Annotated in this window: 17 protein-coding genes; 15 read left to right on the forward strand and 2 right to left on the reverse strand. The window is 62.0% G+C overall.

What is annotated here, in order from left to right:
- Positions 1-107 precede the first annotated feature (107 nt).
- From ABTV22_RS19325 to ABTV22_RS19335, 3 genes are all read left to right on the forward strand, one after another.
- On the forward strand, positions 108-1,217 hold the full coding sequence (locus tag ABTV22_RS19325) for a 2-aminoethylphosphonate--pyruvate transaminase (RefSeq protein ID WP_433736097.1): 1,110 nt from the start codon (positions 108-110) through the stop codon (positions 1,215-1,217).
- A gap of 235 nt (positions 1,218-1,452) precedes the next feature.
- The gene (phnX, locus tag ABTV22_RS19330; RefSeq protein WP_433736098.1) at positions 1,453-2,280 is read left to right on the forward strand and encodes a phosphonoacetaldehyde hydrolase; all 828 of its coding nucleotides are present in this window, start codon (positions 1,453-1,455) and stop codon (positions 2,278-2,280) included.
- 495 nt (positions 2,281-2,775) lie between these two features.
- On the forward strand, positions 2,776-3,336 hold the full coding sequence (locus ABTV22_RS19335; RefSeq protein ID WP_433736099.1) for a cytochrome b: 561 nt from the start codon (positions 2,776-2,778) through the stop codon (positions 3,334-3,336).
- Between the two features lie 107 nt (positions 3,337-3,443).
- Here ABTV22_RS19335 and ABTV22_RS19340 read toward each other — a convergent pair whose 3' ends face one another.
- Both ABTV22_RS19340 and ABTV22_RS19345 read right to left on the reverse strand, forming a co-directional pair.
- On the reverse strand, positions 3,444-4,367 hold the full coding sequence (locus tag ABTV22_RS19340) for a 1-aminocyclopropane-1-carboxylate deaminase/D-cysteine desulfhydrase (protein WP_433736100.1): 924 nt from the start codon (positions 4,365-4,367) through the stop codon (positions 3,444-3,446).
- 131 nt (positions 4,368-4,498) lie between these two features.
- Positions 4,499-6,538, reverse strand: coding sequence for an FAD-dependent oxidoreductase (locus ABTV22_RS19345; RefSeq protein ID WP_433736101.1), 2,040 nt, complete (start codon positions 6,536-6,538; stop codon positions 4,499-4,501).
- Between the two features lie 223 nt (positions 6,539-6,761).
- On the opposite strand from ABTV22_RS19345, the gene ABTV22_RS19350 reads away from it, so the two are divergent.
- From ABTV22_RS19350 to ABTV22_RS19405, 12 genes are all read left to right on the forward strand, one after another.
- Entirely contained in the window at positions 6,762-7,433 is a 672-nt protein-coding gene (locus tag ABTV22_RS19350; protein ID WP_110963867.1) for a GntR family transcriptional regulator, read from the forward strand.
- Positions 7,434-7,545: 112 nt separating this feature from the next.
- Complete coding sequence (locus ABTV22_RS19355; protein ID WP_433736102.1) at positions 7,546-8,478, forward strand: 4-hydroxyproline epimerase; 933 nt, start codon at positions 7,546-7,548, stop codon at positions 8,476-8,478.
- Positions 8,475-9,590, forward strand: a complete 1,116-nt coding sequence (locus ABTV22_RS19360; RefSeq protein WP_433736103.1) for an NAD(P)/FAD-dependent oxidoreductase — start codon at positions 8,475-8,477, stop codon at positions 9,588-9,590. Before ABTV22_RS19355 ends, ABTV22_RS19360 begins: the two co-directional genes overlap by 4 nt.
- The gene (locus tag ABTV22_RS19365) at positions 9,583-9,819 is read left to right on the forward strand and encodes a 2Fe-2S iron-sulfur cluster-binding protein (protein ID WP_433736104.1); all 237 of its coding nucleotides are present in this window, start codon (positions 9,583-9,585) and stop codon (positions 9,817-9,819) included. The genes ABTV22_RS19360 and ABTV22_RS19365 overlap by 8 nt, the downstream gene beginning before the upstream one ends.
- Complete coding sequence (locus ABTV22_RS19370) at positions 9,816-11,072, forward strand: FAD-dependent oxidoreductase (RefSeq protein ID WP_433736105.1); 1,257 nt, start codon at positions 9,816-9,818, stop codon at positions 11,070-11,072. Before ABTV22_RS19365 ends, ABTV22_RS19370 begins: the two co-directional genes overlap by 4 nt.
- Before the next feature lie 1,058 nt (positions 11,073-12,130).
- Positions 12,131-12,880 (forward strand): helix-turn-helix domain-containing protein, encoded by a 750-nt coding sequence (locus ABTV22_RS19375; protein ID WP_433736106.1) that lies wholly within the window; start codon positions 12,131-12,133, stop codon positions 12,878-12,880.
- 231 nt (positions 12,881-13,111) lie between these two features.
- Positions 13,112-13,930, forward strand: coding sequence for a transporter substrate-binding domain-containing protein (locus ABTV22_RS19380; RefSeq protein ID WP_433736107.1), 819 nt, complete (start codon positions 13,112-13,114; stop codon positions 13,928-13,930).
- Positions 13,931-13,940: 10 nt separating this feature from the next.
- Positions 13,941-15,716: a cis-3-hydroxy-L-proline dehydratase gene (gene lhpI, locus ABTV22_RS19385; protein ID WP_433736108.1), complete on the forward strand. Its 1,776-nt coding sequence runs from the start codon at positions 13,941-13,943 to the stop codon at positions 15,714-15,716.
- Positions 15,709-16,374, forward strand: a complete 666-nt coding sequence (locus ABTV22_RS19390; RefSeq protein ID WP_433736109.1) for an amino acid ABC transporter permease — start codon at positions 15,709-15,711, stop codon at positions 16,372-16,374. The genes lhpI and ABTV22_RS19390 overlap by 8 nt, the downstream gene beginning before the upstream one ends.
- An 11-nt stretch (positions 16,375-16,385) precedes the next feature.
- Entirely contained in the window at positions 16,386-17,036 is a 651-nt protein-coding gene (locus ABTV22_RS19395) for an amino acid ABC transporter permease (RefSeq protein ID WP_433736110.1), read from the forward strand.
- On the forward strand, positions 17,029-17,751 hold the full coding sequence (locus ABTV22_RS19400) for an amino acid ABC transporter ATP-binding protein (RefSeq protein WP_433736111.1): 723 nt from the start codon (positions 17,029-17,031) through the stop codon (positions 17,749-17,751). Before ABTV22_RS19395 ends, ABTV22_RS19400 begins: the two co-directional genes overlap by 8 nt.
- 162 nt (positions 17,752-17,913) lie before the next feature.
- Positions 17,914-18,942 carry a trans-3-hydroxy-L-proline dehydratase gene (locus tag ABTV22_RS19405; RefSeq protein WP_433736112.1) on the forward strand — a complete coding sequence of 343 codons (1,029 nt, stop codon included), beginning with the start codon at positions 17,914-17,916 and terminating at the stop codon, positions 18,940-18,942.
- Positions 18,943-19,082: the final 140 nt, after the last annotated feature.

Consider the following 19,082-nt stretch of genomic DNA (forward strand, 5'->3'; position numbering starts at 1 on the left):
ATAAGTCCTACTGATGGCTGGCATAACAACAAACAATTTGATTGATAACACGGCAAATTGCAATTTAAGCCCCGTAGCTTCATCCCATCGATTGCGAGGACACGAGAATGAGTATTGCCGCACCCATCCTGCTCACCCCCGGCCCGTTGACCACGTCCGCCCGCACCCGTCAGGCGATGATGGTTGACTGGGGTTCATGGGATGACCGCTTCAACCAACTGACTGCCAGCCTGTGCGAACAACTGCTGGCGATCATCAACGGCGCCGCCAGCCACCACTGCGTGCCCCTGCAAGGCAGCGGCACCTTTGCAGTGGAAGCAGCGATCGGCACCCTGGTGCCCCGCGACGGCAAAGTGCTGGTGCTGATCAATGGCGCCTACGGCAAACGCCTGGCGAAAATCTGCGAAGTGCTCGGTCGCTCTTTCAGCACCTTCGAAACCGCCGAAGACGAACCGACCACCGCCGCCGACGTCGACCGCCTGCTGCGGGCCGATACTGGCATCACCCACATTGCGCTGATCCACTGCGAAACCAGCACCGGCATCCTCAACCCGCTGCCGGAAATCGCCCAGGTTGTGCAGCAGCACGGCAAGCGTTTGATCATCGATGCCATGAGTTCCTTTGGTGCCCTGCCGGTCGATGCGCAGCAGATTCCGTTCGACGCCTTGATCGCCGCATCCGGCAAATGCCTGGAAGGCGTACCGGGCATGGGCTTCGTCTTTGCCAACAAGCAATCCCTGGCCGCCGCTGCCGGCAACTCGCATTCGCTGGCGATGGACCTGTTCGACCAGCACGCCTATATGCAGAAGACCGGTCAGTGGCGCTTCACCCCGCCGACCCACGTGGTCGCGGCGCTGCACGAAGCCCTGCTGCAATACAACGAAGAAGGCGGCCTGCCGGCGCGGCATGCGCGTTATGCCGCCAACTGCCAGGCGCTGATGGAAGAGATGGGTAAGCTGGGCCTGCGCAGCTTTCTACCGGCCGCCATCCAGGCGCCGATCATCGCCACCTTCCACGCGCCCAAAGATCCGCGCTACCAGTTCAAAGAGTTCTATGAACGGGTCAAGGCCAAGGGTTACATCCTCTACCCCGGCAAACTGACCCAGGTCGAGACCTTCCGCGTCGGCTGCATCGGTCATGTCCAGCCTGCCGAAATGCGCGAAGCGGTTGCCGCCATCGGCGAAGTGCTGCGCGAGATGGAAGTGCTCGACATCTGAATAAAAAGACACCGCCGTCCCCCTGTGGGAGCGGGCTTTTGTGGCGAGGGGATTTATCCCCGTTGGGCAGCGAAGCGGCCCCTGAATCAAAAACCGCGGTGTATCAAATACACCGCACTAAATGGTTTTGCGACTGCTACGCAGCCGAACGGGGATAAATCCCCTCACCACAAAAGCCCGCTCCCACCTGAAAGCAGCTCTCCAATTAGCCAGTTGCCACAGGAATTTGATCACCATGAACTACGCAAACCCAACTCAACTGCAAGCCGCCATCCTCGACTGGGCCGGCACCGTCGTCGACTTCGGCTCTTTTGCGCCGACCCAGATTTTTGTCGAAGCCTTCGCCGAGTTCGACGTGCAGGTCTCCATCGACGAAGCCCGTGGCCCGATGGGCATGGGCAAGTGGGACCACATCCGCACCCTGTGCGACCTGCCGGAAGTCGCCGAGCGTTACCGCAAAGTGTTCGGCCGCACGCCGACCGACGATGACGTCACGGCCATCTACCAGCGCTTCATGCCGCTGCAGATCGAAAAAATCGCGGAGCACTCGGCATTGATTCCAGGCGCCCTGGACACCATCGCCAACCTGCGTCAGCAAGGGATCAAGATCGGCTCCTGCTCCGGTTACCCGAAACAGGTGATGGACAAGGTCGTCGAACTGGCCGCCACCAACGGCTACGTCGCCGACCACGTGGTGGCCACCGATGAAGTGCCGAACGGTCGGCCATGGCCGGCTCAGGCTCTGGCCAACGTGATCGCTCTGGGTATCGATGACGTCGCCGCCTGCGTGAAGATCGACGACACCGTGCCGGGCATCCTCGAAGGTCGCCGTGCCGGCATGTGGACCGTGGCCTTGATCTGCTCGGGCAACGCGCTGGGCCTGGACTACGAAGGCTATCGTGCCCTGGGCAGCGACAAGTTGGACAGCGAGCGCAAGCGCATCCACAAGCTGTTCGAAAGCTCGCGCCCGCACTACATGATCGACACCATCACAGACCTGCCGGAAGTGATCGCCGACATCAACAAACGCTTGGCAAAAGGCGAAATGCCGCAAGCCCACTGATCCCGCCCTCATCCTGGTAGGAGCCGAGCTTGCTTGCGATAACGGCCTGTCAAACAACATCCATGTTGAATGAACCACCGCCATCGCGAGCAAGCTTCGCTCCTACAGATATTGGCAGGACACACCGCCGATCCATTGTAGGAGCCGAGCTTGCTCGCGATGACGGCCAGTCAAACAACATCCATGTTGAATGAACCACCGCCATCGCGAGCAAGCTTTGCTCCTACAGGTGTTGGCAGGACACACCGCCGATCCATTGTAGGAGCCGAGCTTGCTCGCGATAACGGCCTAACATTCAACATTGATGTTGGCTGACACACCGCGATCGCGAGCAAGCTCAGCTTCTACAGGTATTCGGCGTTTATTTTGCTCGATCAGCTGATTTAGAGCATTGAACCTGCACGGGTGTCAGGCGAACCGGCTGAAACAGGATTACAGTTAAAGCACACCGTCGACCAAGAACGGTGGCTTGACCTGACCTGTGAGGAACGCCGCATGCCGTGGAAGAATTCTGCTTCACGCTACAGCACCGTATCGATCGCGCTGCATTGGTTGATGCTGGTCCTGTTGGCACTGGTTTATGCCTGTATCGAGTTTCGTGGCATTTTTCCCAAGGGCAGTGGCGGACGAACGCTGATTGTCGAATCGCACTTCATGCTCGGCCTGACGGTGTTTGTCCTGGTCTGGCTACGGTTGTTCGCCCGCACCTTCGGCCCGGCGCCACAGATTTTCCCGGCATCGCCTCAATGGCAAACAGCATTGGCCAAACTGATGCATTGGGCGCTGTACCTGTTCATGATCGCCACGCCGATTCTCGGCTGGCTGACCACCAGCGCCAAAGGCAATCAAGTGATGTTCTACGGTGTCGACCTGCCGTTGCTGGTGGCTGAAGACAAAGTGTTCGCCAAACAACTGCAGGAATGGCACGAGCTCGCCGGCACCCTCGGCTACTGGTTGATCGGCCTGCACGCCGTGGCCGCGCTGTATCACCATTATGTGGTGGGGGATAACACCTTGTTGCGGATGATGCCCAAGCGTGTAAATCGCAATTCCTGATTCCGGAGAATCCCAACTGTAGGAGCGAGCCTGCTCGCGATAGCGGTGTGTCTGACACATCGATACTGAATGTGTCACCGCCATCGCGAGCAGGCTCGCTCCTACAGTTATTTGGGTGTTAACCCCCGCCGCCCCTGCAAGCCGCCGGTATGCATGAATATCAGCCGCGTACCTGGAGCAAATTTTCCCGCCTCGACTTGCTGTCTGAGCGCCATTAATGCCTTGCCGGTGTACAACGGTTCAAGGGGCACGCCGCTGGCGTGTTCGGTTTGTTCGATGAATTCGAGCAGCTGCGGATCAACCTTGGCAAAGCCACCCCGGCTGGCGTCGAACAGTTCATAGACGGCGTTTGTCACATCCGCCTCCTCCAGAATCCGCTCGACCTGCTGCGCCACCCCATGATCGTCAGGCACCGCCAACGCGCCGTAGACCGGATGATCGCCAGCTTCGGCCAGCACCAACCCGGCCAGGGTGGTGCCGGTTCCGCAGGCCAGCCACCAGGCGTCGTAGTCGCTCCACGCCAGACCGTTCAGTTGCTCGCGCACGAATGCCTTGAGCTGCATGCACCCCTCTGCGCCCGATAAACCGCCGCCACCTTCCGGGACCGCAAACAGATCGGGGTACTGCGCCAGCCATGGCTCCCAGAATCCGGGATCGTGCCGCGCGCGATAACCGCCATAGCCCAGCCAATGCAGTTGCATGCCGAACGCCTGCAAGTCCTTGACCGTTGGTGTTTCCTGCGGATGCCCACGCAATAACCCCACCGTGGCAAAGCCGAAGCGCTTGCCGGCCGCCGCCAGTGCATGCAGGTGGTTGGAGTGCGCGCCACCCAGGCTGATGATGCCCTTGGCAGCTGTTCGGTCGGCGGCCTTGAGGTGTTCGATGAGCTTGAACCACTTGTTGCCGCTGATCAGCGGGTCGATGAGGTCCAGGCGCAGGATGGCGACTTCGATACCGGCCTTGGTGAGCCAGTCGAGAGGGAGGCGTTCGAGGGGGGCTTTGGGTAGCCAGTCGTTGGGAGGGAGAAGCATTGATGCTGGCTCTAGTAAAACAGTCGGCATCTTAGCAGGCTTGAGGACGCTTTCGCGGGCAAGCCTCGCTCCTACGGTTCCAATGTGACTGTAGGAGCGAGGCTTGCCCGCGAAAAGCATGGGCCTGTGTATTACAACTGCGCCGCCAACCGCGAACCCTGATTGATCGCCCGCTTGGCATCCAGCTCCGCTGCCACATCCGCACCACCGATCAGGTGCACGTTCTGCCCTGCCGCCACCAGGCCTTCCTGCAATTCGCGCAGCGGGTCCTGCCCGGCACAGATCACGATGTTGTCCACCGGCAGCACCTGAGGCTCACCGGCTTCGCCGATGCGGATGTGCAGGCCTTCATCATCGATCTTCAGGTATTCGACGCTGTTGAGCATCTGCACCTGCTTGTTCTTGAGGCCCGTGCGGTGAATCCAGCCGGTGGTCTTGCCCAGGCCGTCGCCGACCTTGGATTTCTTGCGTTGCAGCAGGAACACTTCGCGGGCCGGTGCATGGGGCGTGGCCTTGATGCCGGCGACACCGCCGCGCGCTTCCAGGTGCGTATCGATGCCCCACTCTTTCCAGAATTCTTCGCGGTTCAGGCTGGTGGCCTGCCCTTGATGAACCAGGAACTCCGAGACGTCGAAACCGATACCGCCAGCGCCGATCACCGCGACACGCTTGCCCACCGGTTTGCGCTCAAGCAGCACGTCCAGGTAGCTCAGCACCTTGGCATGCTCCACGCCGGGAATGGCCGGCACTCGCGGCGCAATACCGGTGGCCAGGATAATCTCGTCGTAACCACCCTCGACCAGGCTGGCCACATCAACACGGGTGTTCAGGCACACCTCGACGTTAGTGGTCTGCAATTTACGGCCGAAATAGCGCAGGGTTTCGTAGAACTCTTCCTTGCCCGGCACACGCTTGGCGACGTTGAACTGGCCGCCGATTTCGCTGGCCGAATCAAACAGCGTCACCTGATGGCCTCGCTCAGCGGCAACCGTCGCTGCAGACAAACCGGCGGGACCTGCACCGACCACGGCGATCTTCTTCAGTTGCTGCACCGGCAGATAGTTGAGTTCAGTCTCGTGGCAGGCACGCGGGTTGACCAGGCAACTGGTCAACTTGCCGCCGAAGGTGTGGTCCAGGCAGGCCTGGTTGCACCCGATGCAGGTGTTGATTTCGTCGGCGCGGCCCTCGGCGGCTTTGTTGACGAAGTCCGCGTCGGCGAGGAACGGCCGCGCCATGGACACCATGTCGGCATCGCCTTCGGCCAGGATCTGCTCGGCGACTTCCGGGGTGTTGATGCGGTTGGTGGTGATCAACGGGATGTTCACCGATCCGCGCAGCTTGGCCGTGACCTTGCTGAAGGCCGCACGGGGAACCTTGGTGGCGATGGTCGGAATCCGCGCTTCGTGCCAGCCGATACCGGTGTTGATGATGGTCGCACCGGCCTGCTCGATGGCCTTGGCCAACTGCACGATCTCTTCCCAGGTGCTGCCGCCTTCCACCAGGTCGAGCATCGACAGACGGAAAATAATGATGAAGTTGGGGCCGACCGCTTCACGCACCCGACGCACGATTTCCACCGGCAGGCGCATACGGTTTTCGTAGCTGCCGCCCCAGCGGTCAGTGCGATGGTTGGTGTGGGCGGCGAGGAACTGGTTAATGAAATAACCTTCCGAGCCCATGATTTCGACGCCGTCGTACTCGGCCTGTTGCGCCAGGGTCGAGCAGGTGACGAAGTCGCGGATCTGCTTCTCGATGCCGTCCTCGTCCAGCTCTTTAGGCTTGAACGGGTTGATCGGCGCCTGGATGGCGCTAGGGGCGACCTGTTTCGGGCTGTAGGCATAACGGCCGGCATGAAGGATCTGCATGCAGATCTTGCCGCCTGCCTCGTGCACCGCGCGGGTCACGATCTGATGCTTGAGCGCCTCTTCCTCGGTGGTCAGCTTGGCCGCACCGGAGTACACGCCACCCTCGTCGTTCGGGCCGATACCGCCGGTGACCATCAGACCCACACCGCCACGGGCACGTTCGGCGAAATACGCCGCCATGCGCTCGAAACCACCGGGCTTTTCCTCAAGACCGGTGTGCATCGAGCCCATCAGGGTACGATTGCGCAACGTGGTAAAACCCAGGTCCAGCGGGGCCAACAGGTGCGGGTAATGAGCGGCGGTCATCGGTAACTCCACAACGAGCGATCACGGAAAAAGGCGGGCGCTCTTCGGCGCCCCTCAGTCATGCGTTACAGACTATGAGCACTCCCCGGACCGCTCAATGACCGTAAGTGACAACTTAATGATCCAATTGTGCAGCTAACTGTCGGCCAACCGTGCGGGCGCAGTGAGTGGCGCCCGAAAATTCGTATACCATATCGCCAAACAACTCCGAACGACCGCCGCCGTGACCCTACCCAAATTCAATGCCCCCGATCTAGGCAACGCGCCTTCGACATCGGAAATCATCACCCGTCATCTGCGTGATGCCATCGTCGCCGGGCATTTCGCCGAGGACGAACCGATTCGCCAGGACGACATTGCCCGGCAGTTCAACGTCAGCAAGATCCCCGTGCGAGAGGCCCTCAAGCGTCTGGAGGCCGAAGGCCTGGTGATGTTCCAGCGCAATCGCGGGGCGATGGTCACGCGGGTGTCCGATGCGGAACTGGCGCAGATGTTCGAAGTGCGCATGCTGCTCGAAGACAAGGTGCTGCGCCTGGCCATTCCCAACATGACCGAAGCCACCTTCGCCCGCGCCGAGAGCATCTGCCAGGAGTTCGTCGGCGAGGATGACGTCGGACGCTGGGCAGAGCTCAACTGGGAGCTGCACGCCTGCCTCTACGAACCGGCGCAACGGCCGTTTCTGGTGGGTCTGATCCGCTCGGTCAACGACAAGCTGGAACGCTACCTGCGCATGCAAATGAGTCTGTCGGCCGGAAAGGAACGCGCCGACCACGAGCACCGAGAGATCATCGCCGCCTGCCGCGCCGGTGACGTCGACCGGGCGGTGAAGCTGCTTGACGAGCACATTGCCGGCGTCTGCAAGACCCTGTTCGAGCACCTGCCCCACCACCACTGACGGCTTTTTGCACTGTGCCGATTTCGTCATCGGCACAGGCTAAAAACATCAAGCCGCCCATGCCCCGCACAGGCCACTCTTGCGTTCACTCATCTGAACGGACGTGGCCTTCATGAAACGCATCACCGTGATTGACTCCCACACCGGCGGCGAACCGACCCGCCTGGTGACCGCCGGCTTTCCCGACCTGGGCACCGGCAGCATGGCCGAGCGTCGACAGCAGCTGGCTGAAAAACATGACCATTGGCGCGCCGCCTGCGTCCTCGAACCACGGGGCAGCGATGTGCTGGTCGGCGCCCTGTTGTGCGAGCCGGTCGACCCGAGCGCGTGCGCCGGGGTAATTTTCTTCAACAACACCGGCTATTTGGGCATGTGCGGCCACGGCACCATCGGCCTTGTGGCCTCTCTGGCGCATCTGGGCAAGATCGGTCCGGGCGTGCACAGCATCGAAACGCCGGTGGGCACGGTGCAAGCGACCCTGCATCCGGATCACTCCGTCAGCGTGCGCAACGTGCCGGCCTACCGCTATCGCAAGACGGTGGCGTTGCAGGTGCCGGGGATCGGCGAAGTGGTCGGTGATATCGCCTGGGGCGGCAACTGGTTTTTCCTGATCGCCGATCACGGCCAGCGGGTCGCCAGCGACAACCTCGATGCGCTGACCGTCTATACCTACGCTGTGCAGCAGGCACTGGAGAATCAGGGCATACGCGGCGAAGACGGCGGGTTGATCGATCATGTCGAACTGTTCGCCGACGACGCCCAGGCCGACAGCCGCAATTTCGTGCTCTGCCCCGGCAAGGCTTATGACCGCTCACCGTGCGGCACCGGCACCAGCGCCAAACTGGCGTGCCTGGCAGCCGATGACAAATTGCAGCCGGGGCAGATCTGGCGTCAGGCGAGCGTGATCGGCAGCGAATTCGAGGGCTCGTACCAATGGCAAGGGGAGCGCATCGTTCCAACCATTCGTGGCCGCGCCTTCATCAGCGCCGAGGCCAGTCTGATCATCGAACAGGATGACCCGTTCGCCTGGGGCATTCGCCCATGATCCAGGGCCAGGTGGCCGATGTGATCGTGATCGGTGCCGGCATCATCGGCGCCGCTTGCGCCCAGGTACTGGCCCGGCGCGGCTTGCGCGTGCTGGTGCTGGACGCCGGCCTGCACGGTGCGACGGCGGCGGGCATGGGGCACTTGCTCGTGCTGGATGACAACCCGGCTGAACTGGCCCTGAGTCAATACTCGCTGCAACGCTGGCGCGAACAGGGACCGGACCTGCCCGAGGGTTGCGCTTACCGTAACAACGGCACCTTGTGGCTGGCGGCCAATGCCGAAGAAATGGCCGTGGCCGAAAGCAAATACCTGAACCTGCAGGCTCAGGGTGTTGCCTGCGAGCTGATCGCCCGCCGCGCCTTGCACAGCCGTGAGCCGGCATTGTGCGAAGACCTCGAGGGTGGCCTGCTGATCAACGGCGACGGCATTCTGTACGCCCCGGCGACGGCCCATTGGATGCTCGACAACACCCATATCGAACAACGGCGGGCACGGGTCAGCGAAGTCGACGGCAACCGCGTGCGCCTCGACGACGGCCAGTGGCTGCATGCCGAGGCGGTCATTTTGGCCAATGGCATTCAGGCCACCGAGCTGTGCCCGGAATTGCCGATCGAGCCGAAAAAAGGCCATCTGCTGATCACTGACCGTTACCCCGGCAAGGTCACCCATACGCTGGTGGAGCTGGGCTATGTCACCAGCGCCCACAACGCCACGGGACCGTCGACGGCCTGCAATATCCAGCCGCGACCGACCGGGCAATTGTTCATCGGCGCCTCGCGGCAATTCGGCACCACCGATCCGCAGGTCGAAGGCTGGATGCTGGCGAAAATGCTCAAGCGCGCCACCGAGTACATGCCCGGCCTGGCGCAACTCAATGGCATCCGCGCCTGGACCGGTTTTCGCGCGGCCAGCCCCGACGGCCTGCCGCTGCTGGGCGAGCATCCACAACGCAAAGGCCTGTGGCTGGCCGTCGGTCACGAAGGACTCGGGGTCACCACCGCCCCCGGCACCGCCGATCTACTGGCCGCGCAATTATTCGGAGAGACGCCGCCACTGGCGGCGCAACCCTATCTACCGCAACGCTTTCTCGGGGAGGCCATCCATGCCTGATTTGATCCTGGACGGTTGTGCCCTGCGAGTGGCCGAGGGCACCACGGTGGCTGCAGCGCTGGCCGTGGCCGGCGACGGTTGCAGTCGCACTTCGGTCAGCGGTCAGCGGCGCGCACCGCTATGCGGCATGGGCATTTGCCAGGAATGCCGGGTGACCATCAATGGCCGTCGTCGGCTGGCTTGCCAAACCCTGTGCCAGGACGACATGCAGGTGCAGACCCGACCATGAACGAATACGCCGACCTGCTGATCATTGGCGCCGGCCCTGCCGGCATGAGCGCCGCCCTCGCCGCCGCCTCCAGTGGCGCGCGCATTGTGCTGCTCGACGACAACCCGCTGGCGGGCGGACAGATCTGGCGTGACGGGCCGCAAGCCAGTCTGCCGGATCAAGCGCGGCAGATGCGTGAGCGCCTGCACGCCAGCCACAATATCCGTCACCACCCCGGCACTCGGGTGATCGCCTGTACCGCGCCCAATCAGTTGCTGGTGGAAGACGCCGATCACGGCTGGCTGATCGACTACGACAAGCTGATTCTGTGCACCGGCGCCCGCGAATTGCTGCTGCCCTTCCCTGGCTGGACCTTGCCAGGCGTCACCGGGGCCGGGGGACTTCAGGCACTGATCAAAGGTGGCTTGCCGGTGCAGGGCGAACGCGTGGTAATCGCCGGCAGCGGTCCTTTGTTACTGGCCAGCGCGGCCACGGCGAAACACAACGGTGCCCAGGTGCTGCGCATTGCCGAGCAGGCCCCTTCGCTGACGGTCGCCGGGTTCGCCTTGCAACTGCCACGCTGGCCGGGCAAGTGGATGCAATCCTTTACCCTGTTCGACCGCCAGTACCGCACCGGTACCCACGTCGTCGAAGCCTTGGGCAATCAACGACTGGAAGCGGTGCGCCTGCGCCAACAAGGCAAAATCGTCGAGCTGGCCTGTGATCGTCTGGCCTGTGGTTTCGCCCTGATCCCCAACACGCAGCTCGGCCAGGCGCTGGGTTGCGAACTGGCCGGCACGGCGCTCGCGGTCGATGGCTGGCAGGCGACGAGCGTGACCAATCACTTCGCCGCCGGTGAATGCACCGGGTTTGGCGGCAGCGAACTGGCACTGGTGGAAGGGGCTATCGCCGGGCATGCGGCTGTTGGTAACACCGAAGCAGCCCGACAGCTATGGCCGCGTCGGGCGCGTTGGCAAGGCTTTGCCAGGGCGTTGAACAATGCTTTCCGGCTTGATCCGCAGCTCAAGGCATTGGCGCGGGCCGATACGCTGGTCTGTCGCTGTGAAGATGTTCCCTATGCCGCCGTCGCCGGGCACGCTGATTGGCGTGGTGCCAAGCTGGCCAGTCGATGCGGCATGGGAGCGTGTCAGGGGCGTGTGTGTGGGGGGGCCTTGCAGTATTTGTTCGACTGGCAACCCTCGGCGCCAAGGCCGCCGTTCAGTCCGGCCCGGATTGAAACGTTGTTGTGTGTGGATGACGCACCGCCGGCTTGAAGGTTTGATGGAGTCTTCTGTAGGAGCGAGCATGCTCGCGATGGCGGCCTCCTTGTCGAGTACATATCCATTCCTGCGGTCACGGCTGCTAATGGTTCCGCCCTTACGGCGGGTTACTTGGAAAAGCGCCAAGTAACCAAGCGCTTTTATCCCCTGACGTACGGTGCCTCGCCTAGGCTCGGCATTCCCTCGCTCCGGTATTCATCCGGGGGCATCGCCTCCGGTTTGCTGCGCTGCACCTCCTCTCGATGTGTGCAGCTTCGCCGCACGGCGCTACGCGCCTTACCCCCGGATGAACACCTCCACTCGGCCTTCCGACGGGGCAGGTCAAAATCAAGATCAAAAGCCAAAGCTAAAGCAGATCGCGACCCCTGTAGGAGCGAGCATGCTCGCGATGAACGCCAGGACACCGCGGGGTGTCAGGCGACCAGCGTTATCGTTGACGACCATCGCGAGCATGCTCGCTCCTACAAGGGGGCGGGTACATCCGTGAAATCACGGTCGGCTGTCAGGCCGCCTTCGCTGGCAAGCCAGCTCCCACAGGTATGTGCCCATTTGGGGACCTGTGTAGGAGCTGTCGAGTGCAACGAGGCTGCGATCTTTTGATTTAAAAACAAGATCAAAAGATCGCAGCCTTCGGCAGCTCCTACACGGGACCGCGCCAAGCAAGGTCGAGTGTCAGCTCGCCTCGTCGGCTTTTGATTTTGATCCGCCCCGTCGGGAGGCCGAGTGGAGGCGTTTATCCAGAGGCGATGCCCCCGGATGAATGCCGGAGCGAGGGTATGCCGAGCCCAGGCGAGGCACCGTACGTCAGGGGATCAAGCGTTTTGGTTACTTTGCGCCGGGCCGCGTAGGCTTTTCCAAAGTGACCCGCCGTAAGGGCGGAACCATAAGCGGCCGTTACCGCAGCAATGGAAATGTACACCATCAAAAATAAGTCGCCAGACGCAAAGCCATCGCGAGCATGCTCGCTCCTACAGAGGCATGCCCGGCACCGGGGTTCCAGCCATGACGGCGAGTCTTTATGATCCCGCTGTCCCCCCAAGGCCCCCAACCCCATGTTCCCGTCACTCAATGCCTTCAAACCTTGTGACCTGCCCACCCTGCTGAGCAGCCTGCAGCCCATCGCGACGCTGCTCGACACCCTGTCGGACGTGGCGTTTTTCATCAAGGACACCCAGGCCCGCTACGTCTTCGTCAACCAGACGCTGGCCTTGCGCTGCGGTTTCAAACGCAGTGAACAGTTGCTCGGACTGACCGCCGACCAGGTCTTCCCCGCACGCTTCGGCCCGCTGTACACCGAACAGGATCGTCGCGTGCTGTCCACCGGCCGCGAACTGGCCGATCAACTGGAATTGCACCTGTATCTGGGCAATCAGCCGGTCTGGTGCCTGACTCACAAGCTCGCGTTGCACGACGATCAGGGGCGGATCGTTGGCCTGGCCGGGATCTCGCGCGATCTGCAACTGCCCCAGTCCAATCACCCGGCGTTCCAGAAACTCGCCGCGGTGGACGCGCATATCCGTCGCCATTTCGCCCGTCCTATCAGCCTGGCCGAACTGACCGCCATTGCCGGGTTTTCCGTGGCTCAACTGGAACGCCATTGCAAACGGGTGTTCCAGCTCACGCCACGGCAAATGATCCACAAAGCCCGCCTCGAAGAAGGCTCGCAGCTGTTGCTGGAAACTGATCTGCCCATCACCGAAATCGCCCTGCGTTGCGGTTACACCGACCACAGTGCATTCAGCCGTCAGTTCCGCGCCCTCACCAGTCTCTCGCCCAGCCAGTATCGGGAAGGACGTCACTGAGATGTTCCGTTAGGGTGCGTTTCACACGCGCCCTGCTCCCTTCCGTAACACCCTGCGTTTCGCGCCATCGCGCCACTACTTTCGTTGCCTTGTCCTGAACCGCCCTGTCTCAAGGGTCGGTTGGAATTTCAGCGGGGAAAAAAATATCGGCACGCTCATTGCTAACAGCTAATATCGTATACGAAATCCCCAATACGATATCTAACAGCATTTTCCGACAACGAGGCCTCTATGAAAAACTCCGCATTTGCCGTAGCCCTCAGCGCTGTTCTCAGTACCTCCTTCATCGCTACCGCGCACGCCGACAAGCTCGACGACATCATCGGTTCGGGCAAGCTGCGCTGTGCCGTGACCCTGGACTTCCCGCCCATGGGCTTCCGTGATGCGAGCAACAGCCCGGCCGGTTTCGACGTGGACTATTGCAACGACCTGGCGAAGATCCTGGGCGTGGAGGCCGAAGTGGTGGAAACGCCGTTCCCCGACCGCATTCCGGCGCTGATCTCCGGGCGCGCAGACGTAATCGTCGCCTCTACCTCCGACACCCTCGAACGGGCCAAGACCGTCGGCCTCACCGTGCCCTACTTCGCCTTCCAGATGGTGGTGCTGACCCGCGACGACACTGGCATCAACAATTTCAGCGACCTCAAGGGCAAGGCCCTGGGCAACACCAGCGGCACCTTCGAAGCCATCGCCCTGGAGGGCGATGTGAAGAAATGGGGCAGTGGTTCCTTCCGTGCCTACCAGTCGCAAAACGACACGCTGCTGGCGGTGGCCCAGGGTCACATTGACGCCACGGTGGTGACCAATACCGTGGCTGCCGCGACGATCAAGTCAGGCAAATACAAGAACCTGAAAGTCGCCGGTAACGCACCGTACACCATCGACTATGTGTCCCTGGGTGCCAAACGCAGCGAGTACGGTTTGCTCAACTACCTCAACCTGTTCGTCAACCAGCAGGTGCGCAGCGGTCGCTACAACGAGTTGTTCACCAAATGGGTCGGTACCGAAATCCCGCCGACCGACCTGACCGTGCCGAAGGTCTACTACTGAGATGTCCAGCATGCCTGGATCTACTCTCACGGGCCGTAGTCTGGTGGCGGGCTGGGCCCAGGGCGAACTGCTGTTCGCCGATGTGGGCTTGAGCTTCTGGGGCGGCGTCGATCCCTGCACTGGCGAGATCATCGACCGTCACCATGCGCTGAGCGGCCAATGCCTGGCCGGTCGGGTGCTGGCCATACCCAGCGGTCGCGGCTCCTGTACCGGCAGCAGTGTGCTGATGGAACTGATCAGCAACGGACATGCGCCAGCCGCGCTGGTACTGGCCGAAGCCGATGAGATCCTGACCCTGGGCGTGCTGGTCGCTCAGACCATTTTCGAGCGTTCCCTGCCGGTGCTGTGCATCGGTCGGGAGGCCTTCGCCGCCTTGCGCGGCGGGGCCTTTGCTCGCGTGGAAAATGCGTCGGTGCGGGTGTTCGATCAGGTGCCTGTCGATAGCTGGCAGGCCACCGACACGCCGTTGGATACCCGCGAAGTCCGCTATCACATCGAACTCACCGAGTTCGACCGCGCGCTACTCGATGGCGAACATGGCAAGGCCGCGCAAATGGCGATGCAGATCGTCCTGCGCATGGCGCACATCCAGGGCGCACCGCGTCTGGTGGATGTCACCCAGGCCCACATCGACGGCTGCATTTACACCGGCCCCGCGAGCCTGCGCTTTGCCGAACAATTGGTGCAGTGGGGTGCGAAGGTTCGCGTGCCCACCACCCTCAATTCGATTTCCGTCGACCAGCGTCGCTGGCGCGAATTGGGCATCGACCCGGCGCTCGGCGTACCGGCCAGTGCCTTGGGCGACGCCTACATGGCGATGGGCGCGCAACTCAGTTTCACCTGCGCGCCCTACTTGCTCGACAGCGCACCGAAGGCTGGCGAGCAGATCGTCTGGGCCGAATCCAACGCGGTGGTCTACGCCAACAGCGTGCTCGGCGCACGCACCCTCAAGTACCCGGACTACCTGGATATCTGCATCGCCCTGACCGGCCGCGCGCCTCTGATCGGTTGTCATCTGGACGCACAACGCAAGGCGCAACTGCTGATCGAGTTACCGCCGTTGAGTGAACTCGATGATGTGTTCTACCCCTTGCTCGGCTACCACATCGGCGCCCTCGCCGGCAGCCGGATCCCGCTGGTGCTTGGACTGCAACAGCAACAGCCGGATCTGGATGACCTGAAGGCCTTCGGCGCGGCGTTTGCCACTACCTCCGCTGCGCCGCTGTTCCACATCGCCGGGATAACCCCCGAAGCACTCGACCCATCGCAGGTGTTGGAACCGGACATTGCGTTGCCGGTGCAAAGGGTCCGCCTGGAGGACCTGTTGCTCAGTTGGCGTGAACTCAACAGCGCCCGGGACAATCGGGTGGATGCGGTCACTTTGGGTAACCCGCATTTCTCCCTCGGCGAATTCGCCCACCTGGCGCGTCTGTGCCGTGGCCGACGCAAACATCCCCAGGTGGTGCTCGCCATTACCTGCGGTCGTGCGGTGCTGGAACAGGCGCGCACAGCCGGGCACCTCGACGCAATCGAAGCCTTCGGCGCCACGCTGGTGACCGACACTTGCTGGTGCATGCTCGGCGAGCCCGTGATCCCGCCGGCTGCCACCACTTTGATGACCAACTCGGGCAAATACGCCCATTACGCACCGGGTCTGGTGGGGCGCACCGTGCACTTCGCCAGCCTCGCCGAATGTGTCGATGCCGCCTGCACTGGCACCGCCAGCGGGCGGCTGCCGACCTGGTTGCAACCTGCCCTGCCGATGGAGACCCCCGCGCATGTTTGATTACACCTTCCAGTGGCGTGCGACCCTGCGCGCCTTGCCGGACATGCTCGCCGGTGCCTGGGTCACGTTTGAGACTGCCGCACTGTCGATGATTTTCGGCGTTCTGATCGCCCTGGCCCTGACGGTCATGCGTGAAACCCGGAACCCGCTGCTGCGTGGTATTGGCAACGGCTGGGTGTCGATTGCCCGCAACACGCCGTCGCTGTTCCAGATCTACGTGTTGTATTTCGGCCTGGGTTCGATGGGGCTGCATGTCAGCTCCTGGTTGGCGCTGCTGGCCGGGATCACCTTCAACAATGCCGGCTATCTGGCGGAAAACTTTCGCGGCGGGCTCAAGGCCGTGCCCGGCACGCAAGTGCGCGCCGCGCGCTCGCTGGGCATGAGCGCCTTCCAGGCTTACCGGATGATTGTGGTGCCGCAGCTGTTGCGGATCGTGTTCTACCCGTTAAGCAACCAGATGGTCTGGGCGGTGTTGATGACTTCGCTGGGGGTGATCGTGGGGCTCAACAACGACCTCACGGGCGTGACCCAGGACTACAACGTCAAGACGTTCCGCTCCTTCGAGTACTTCACCATCGCGGCGGTGCTGTATTACCTGATCGCCAAGGCCATCGTCGCGACGGCCCGGCTGATGGCCTGGCGGCTGTTCCGTTACTGAGGACGTGACCTATGTTTTCCACCAGCTTTTCCTGGAACGATTTGCTGTTCCTGCTCAACGGCGCCTGGGTCACCCTGCAACTGACCTGCTGGTCGATTTTGCTCGGCACGCTCGTGGGGCTACTGTTCGGTCTGCTGCGCGCCCTGCTGCCACGGCTGACCCTGCCACTGGCCTGGGTACTGGATGTGTTTCGCAGCGTGCCGCTGCTGATCCAGTTCGTGCTGTTCAACTCACTCAAGAGCATCGTCGGCCTCAACATCAGCGCATTCAGCGTCGGTTGCATCGTGCTCGGGGTGTACGCCGCGGCGTACTTCACCGAAATCGTGCGCGGCGGCGTGCTCTCGGTGCCGCCGACCCTGCGCCGGGCCAGCCGTTCGCTGGGCCTGAGTTTCTTCCAGGACCTGCGCTGGATCGTCCTGCCGATCGCCACCCGCGTGGCCTTTCCCGGCTGGCTGAACCTGGTCCTGGGCGTGATGAAAGACACCGCGCTGGTGATGTGGATCGGCATCGTCGAATTGCTGCGCGCCTCGCAAACCATCGTGACCCGCATTCAGGAACCGCTGCTGGTGCTGTGCGTTGCGGGCCTCATCTACTACGTCATGAGCCTGGTGGTCGCACGCCTCGGCGCTCGTCTGGAAAGAAGGTGGCAAGAAAATGATTGAGATCGAAAACGTACACAAATCCTTTGGCGATCTGGATGTGGTCAAGGGTGTCAGCCTGACGGTGGACAAAGGCGAAGTGGTCTCCATCATCGGCGGCTCAGGCTCAGGCAAATCGACGCTGCTGATGTGCATCAACGGTCTGGAGCCGATCCAGAAAGGCAACATCCGCGTGGACGGCGTCGAGGTGCACGGGCGCGGCACCGACCTCAATCGCCTGCGGCAGAAGATCGGCATCGTGTTCCAGCAATGGAACGCCTTCCCGCACCTGACCGTGCTGGAAAACGTGATGCTGGCGCCGCGCAAGGTGCTGGGCAAAAGCAAGGCCGAAGCGGAGGAACTGGCGGTGAAACAACTGACCCACGTGGGACTTGGCGAGAAGCTCAAGGTGTTCCCCGGCAAACTCTCCGGCGGCCAGCAACAGCGCATGGCCATCGCCCGCGCCCTGGCCATGTCGCCGGACTACATGCTGTTCGACGAAGCCACCTCGGCCCTCGACCCGCAGCTGGTCGGTGAAGTGCTGGACACCATGCGCATGCTCGCCGAGGACGGCATGACCATGGTGCTGGTGACGCACGAGATCCGCTTTGCCCGGGACGTGTCCGACCGCGTGGCGTTCTTTCGCAACGGCCTGGTGCACGAGATCGGCTCGCCGGACCAGGTGATTGGCAATCCGCTGCAGGCCGAGACGGCGGCGTTTCTCAAGTCGGTGAAATAACCGTGACCCCAATCGCAGGCGAATGCTCACCCCCTGTAGGAGCTGCCGCAGGCTGCGATCTTTTGATCTTGTCTTTTTAAAAACAAAAATCAAAAGATCGCAGCCTGCGGCAGCTCCTACAGGGGTACGCATCCGCCCGCGAGACAACACAAGGAAACGATAATGCGCTCATCGAAAGTGATTCATGTAGTCAGCTGCCACGCCGAAGGTGAAGTCGGCGATGTGATCGTCGGCGGTGTCGCCCCACCACCCGGCGCTACCGTGTGGGAACAATCACGCTGGATCGCACGGGATGACACCCTGCGCAACTTCGTGCTCAACGAGCCCCGTGGCGGGGTGTTCCGCCACGTCAACCTGCTGGTGCCGGCCAAGGACCCACGGGCACAGATGGCCTGGATCATCATGGAACCGGCGGACACGCCGCCGATGTCCGGCTCCAATTCATTGTGCGTGGCTACCGTGTTGCTCGACACCGGCATTTTGCCGATGACCGAACCGCAAACCCGGCTGGTGCTCGAAGCCCCCGGTGGCCTGATCGAGGCCGTGGCCGATTGTCGAGACGGCAAGGTCCAACGGGTGGAGGTGAAGAACGTACCCTCATTCGCCGATCGCCTGGATGCGTGGATCGAAGTGCCAGGGCTTGGTTCGCTCAAGGTCGATACCGCCTATGGCGGCGACAGCTTCGTGATCGCCGATGCCAAGGGCCTGGGCTTCTCCATACGCCCCGATGAGGCTGCCGATCTGGTGGCGGTTGGTCTGAAAATCACCCGTGCGGCCAATGAACAATTGGGCTTCACCCATCCGCTGAACCCCGAGTGGTCGCACATTTCTTTCTGCCAGATCGCGGCGCCTATCGAATATGAAAACGGCATCGCTACCGGTGCCAATGCGGTGGTGATTCAACCGGGCAAGATCGACCGATCCCCCACCGGTACGGGTTGCTCCGCGCGCATGGCGGTGTTGCAGGCCAAGGGATTGATGCGGGTGGGCGAGCGTTTCATCGGCCGCTCGATCATCGGTTCCGAGTTTCACTGCCGCATTGACTCACTGACTGAAGTGGCCGGCCGCCCCGCCATCTACCCCTGCATTTCCGGTCGGGCCTGGATCACCGGCACTCACCAGTTGCTGCTCGATCCGAGCGACCCATGGCCACAAGGTTATCGGCTTTCGGACACCTGGCCCGGGGCCTGAGTGCCTCTGGCGTTAAGTGACCCTTTCTGAACGCTCGGACCAACGGCCAATAAAAACCCTGAAAAACCCAAAAAAGAACTCGCCAAGTTTTGTCATTTTAAATATCGTATACGAAATACAAAAAACGACCCGGAGGCAAC

Source organism: Pseudomonas putida (assembly GCF_050990305.1).
In the GTDB taxonomy this organism is placed as follows: Bacteria; Pseudomonadota; Gammaproteobacteria; order Pseudomonadales; family Pseudomonadaceae; genus Aquipseudomonas; species Aquipseudomonas putida_AH.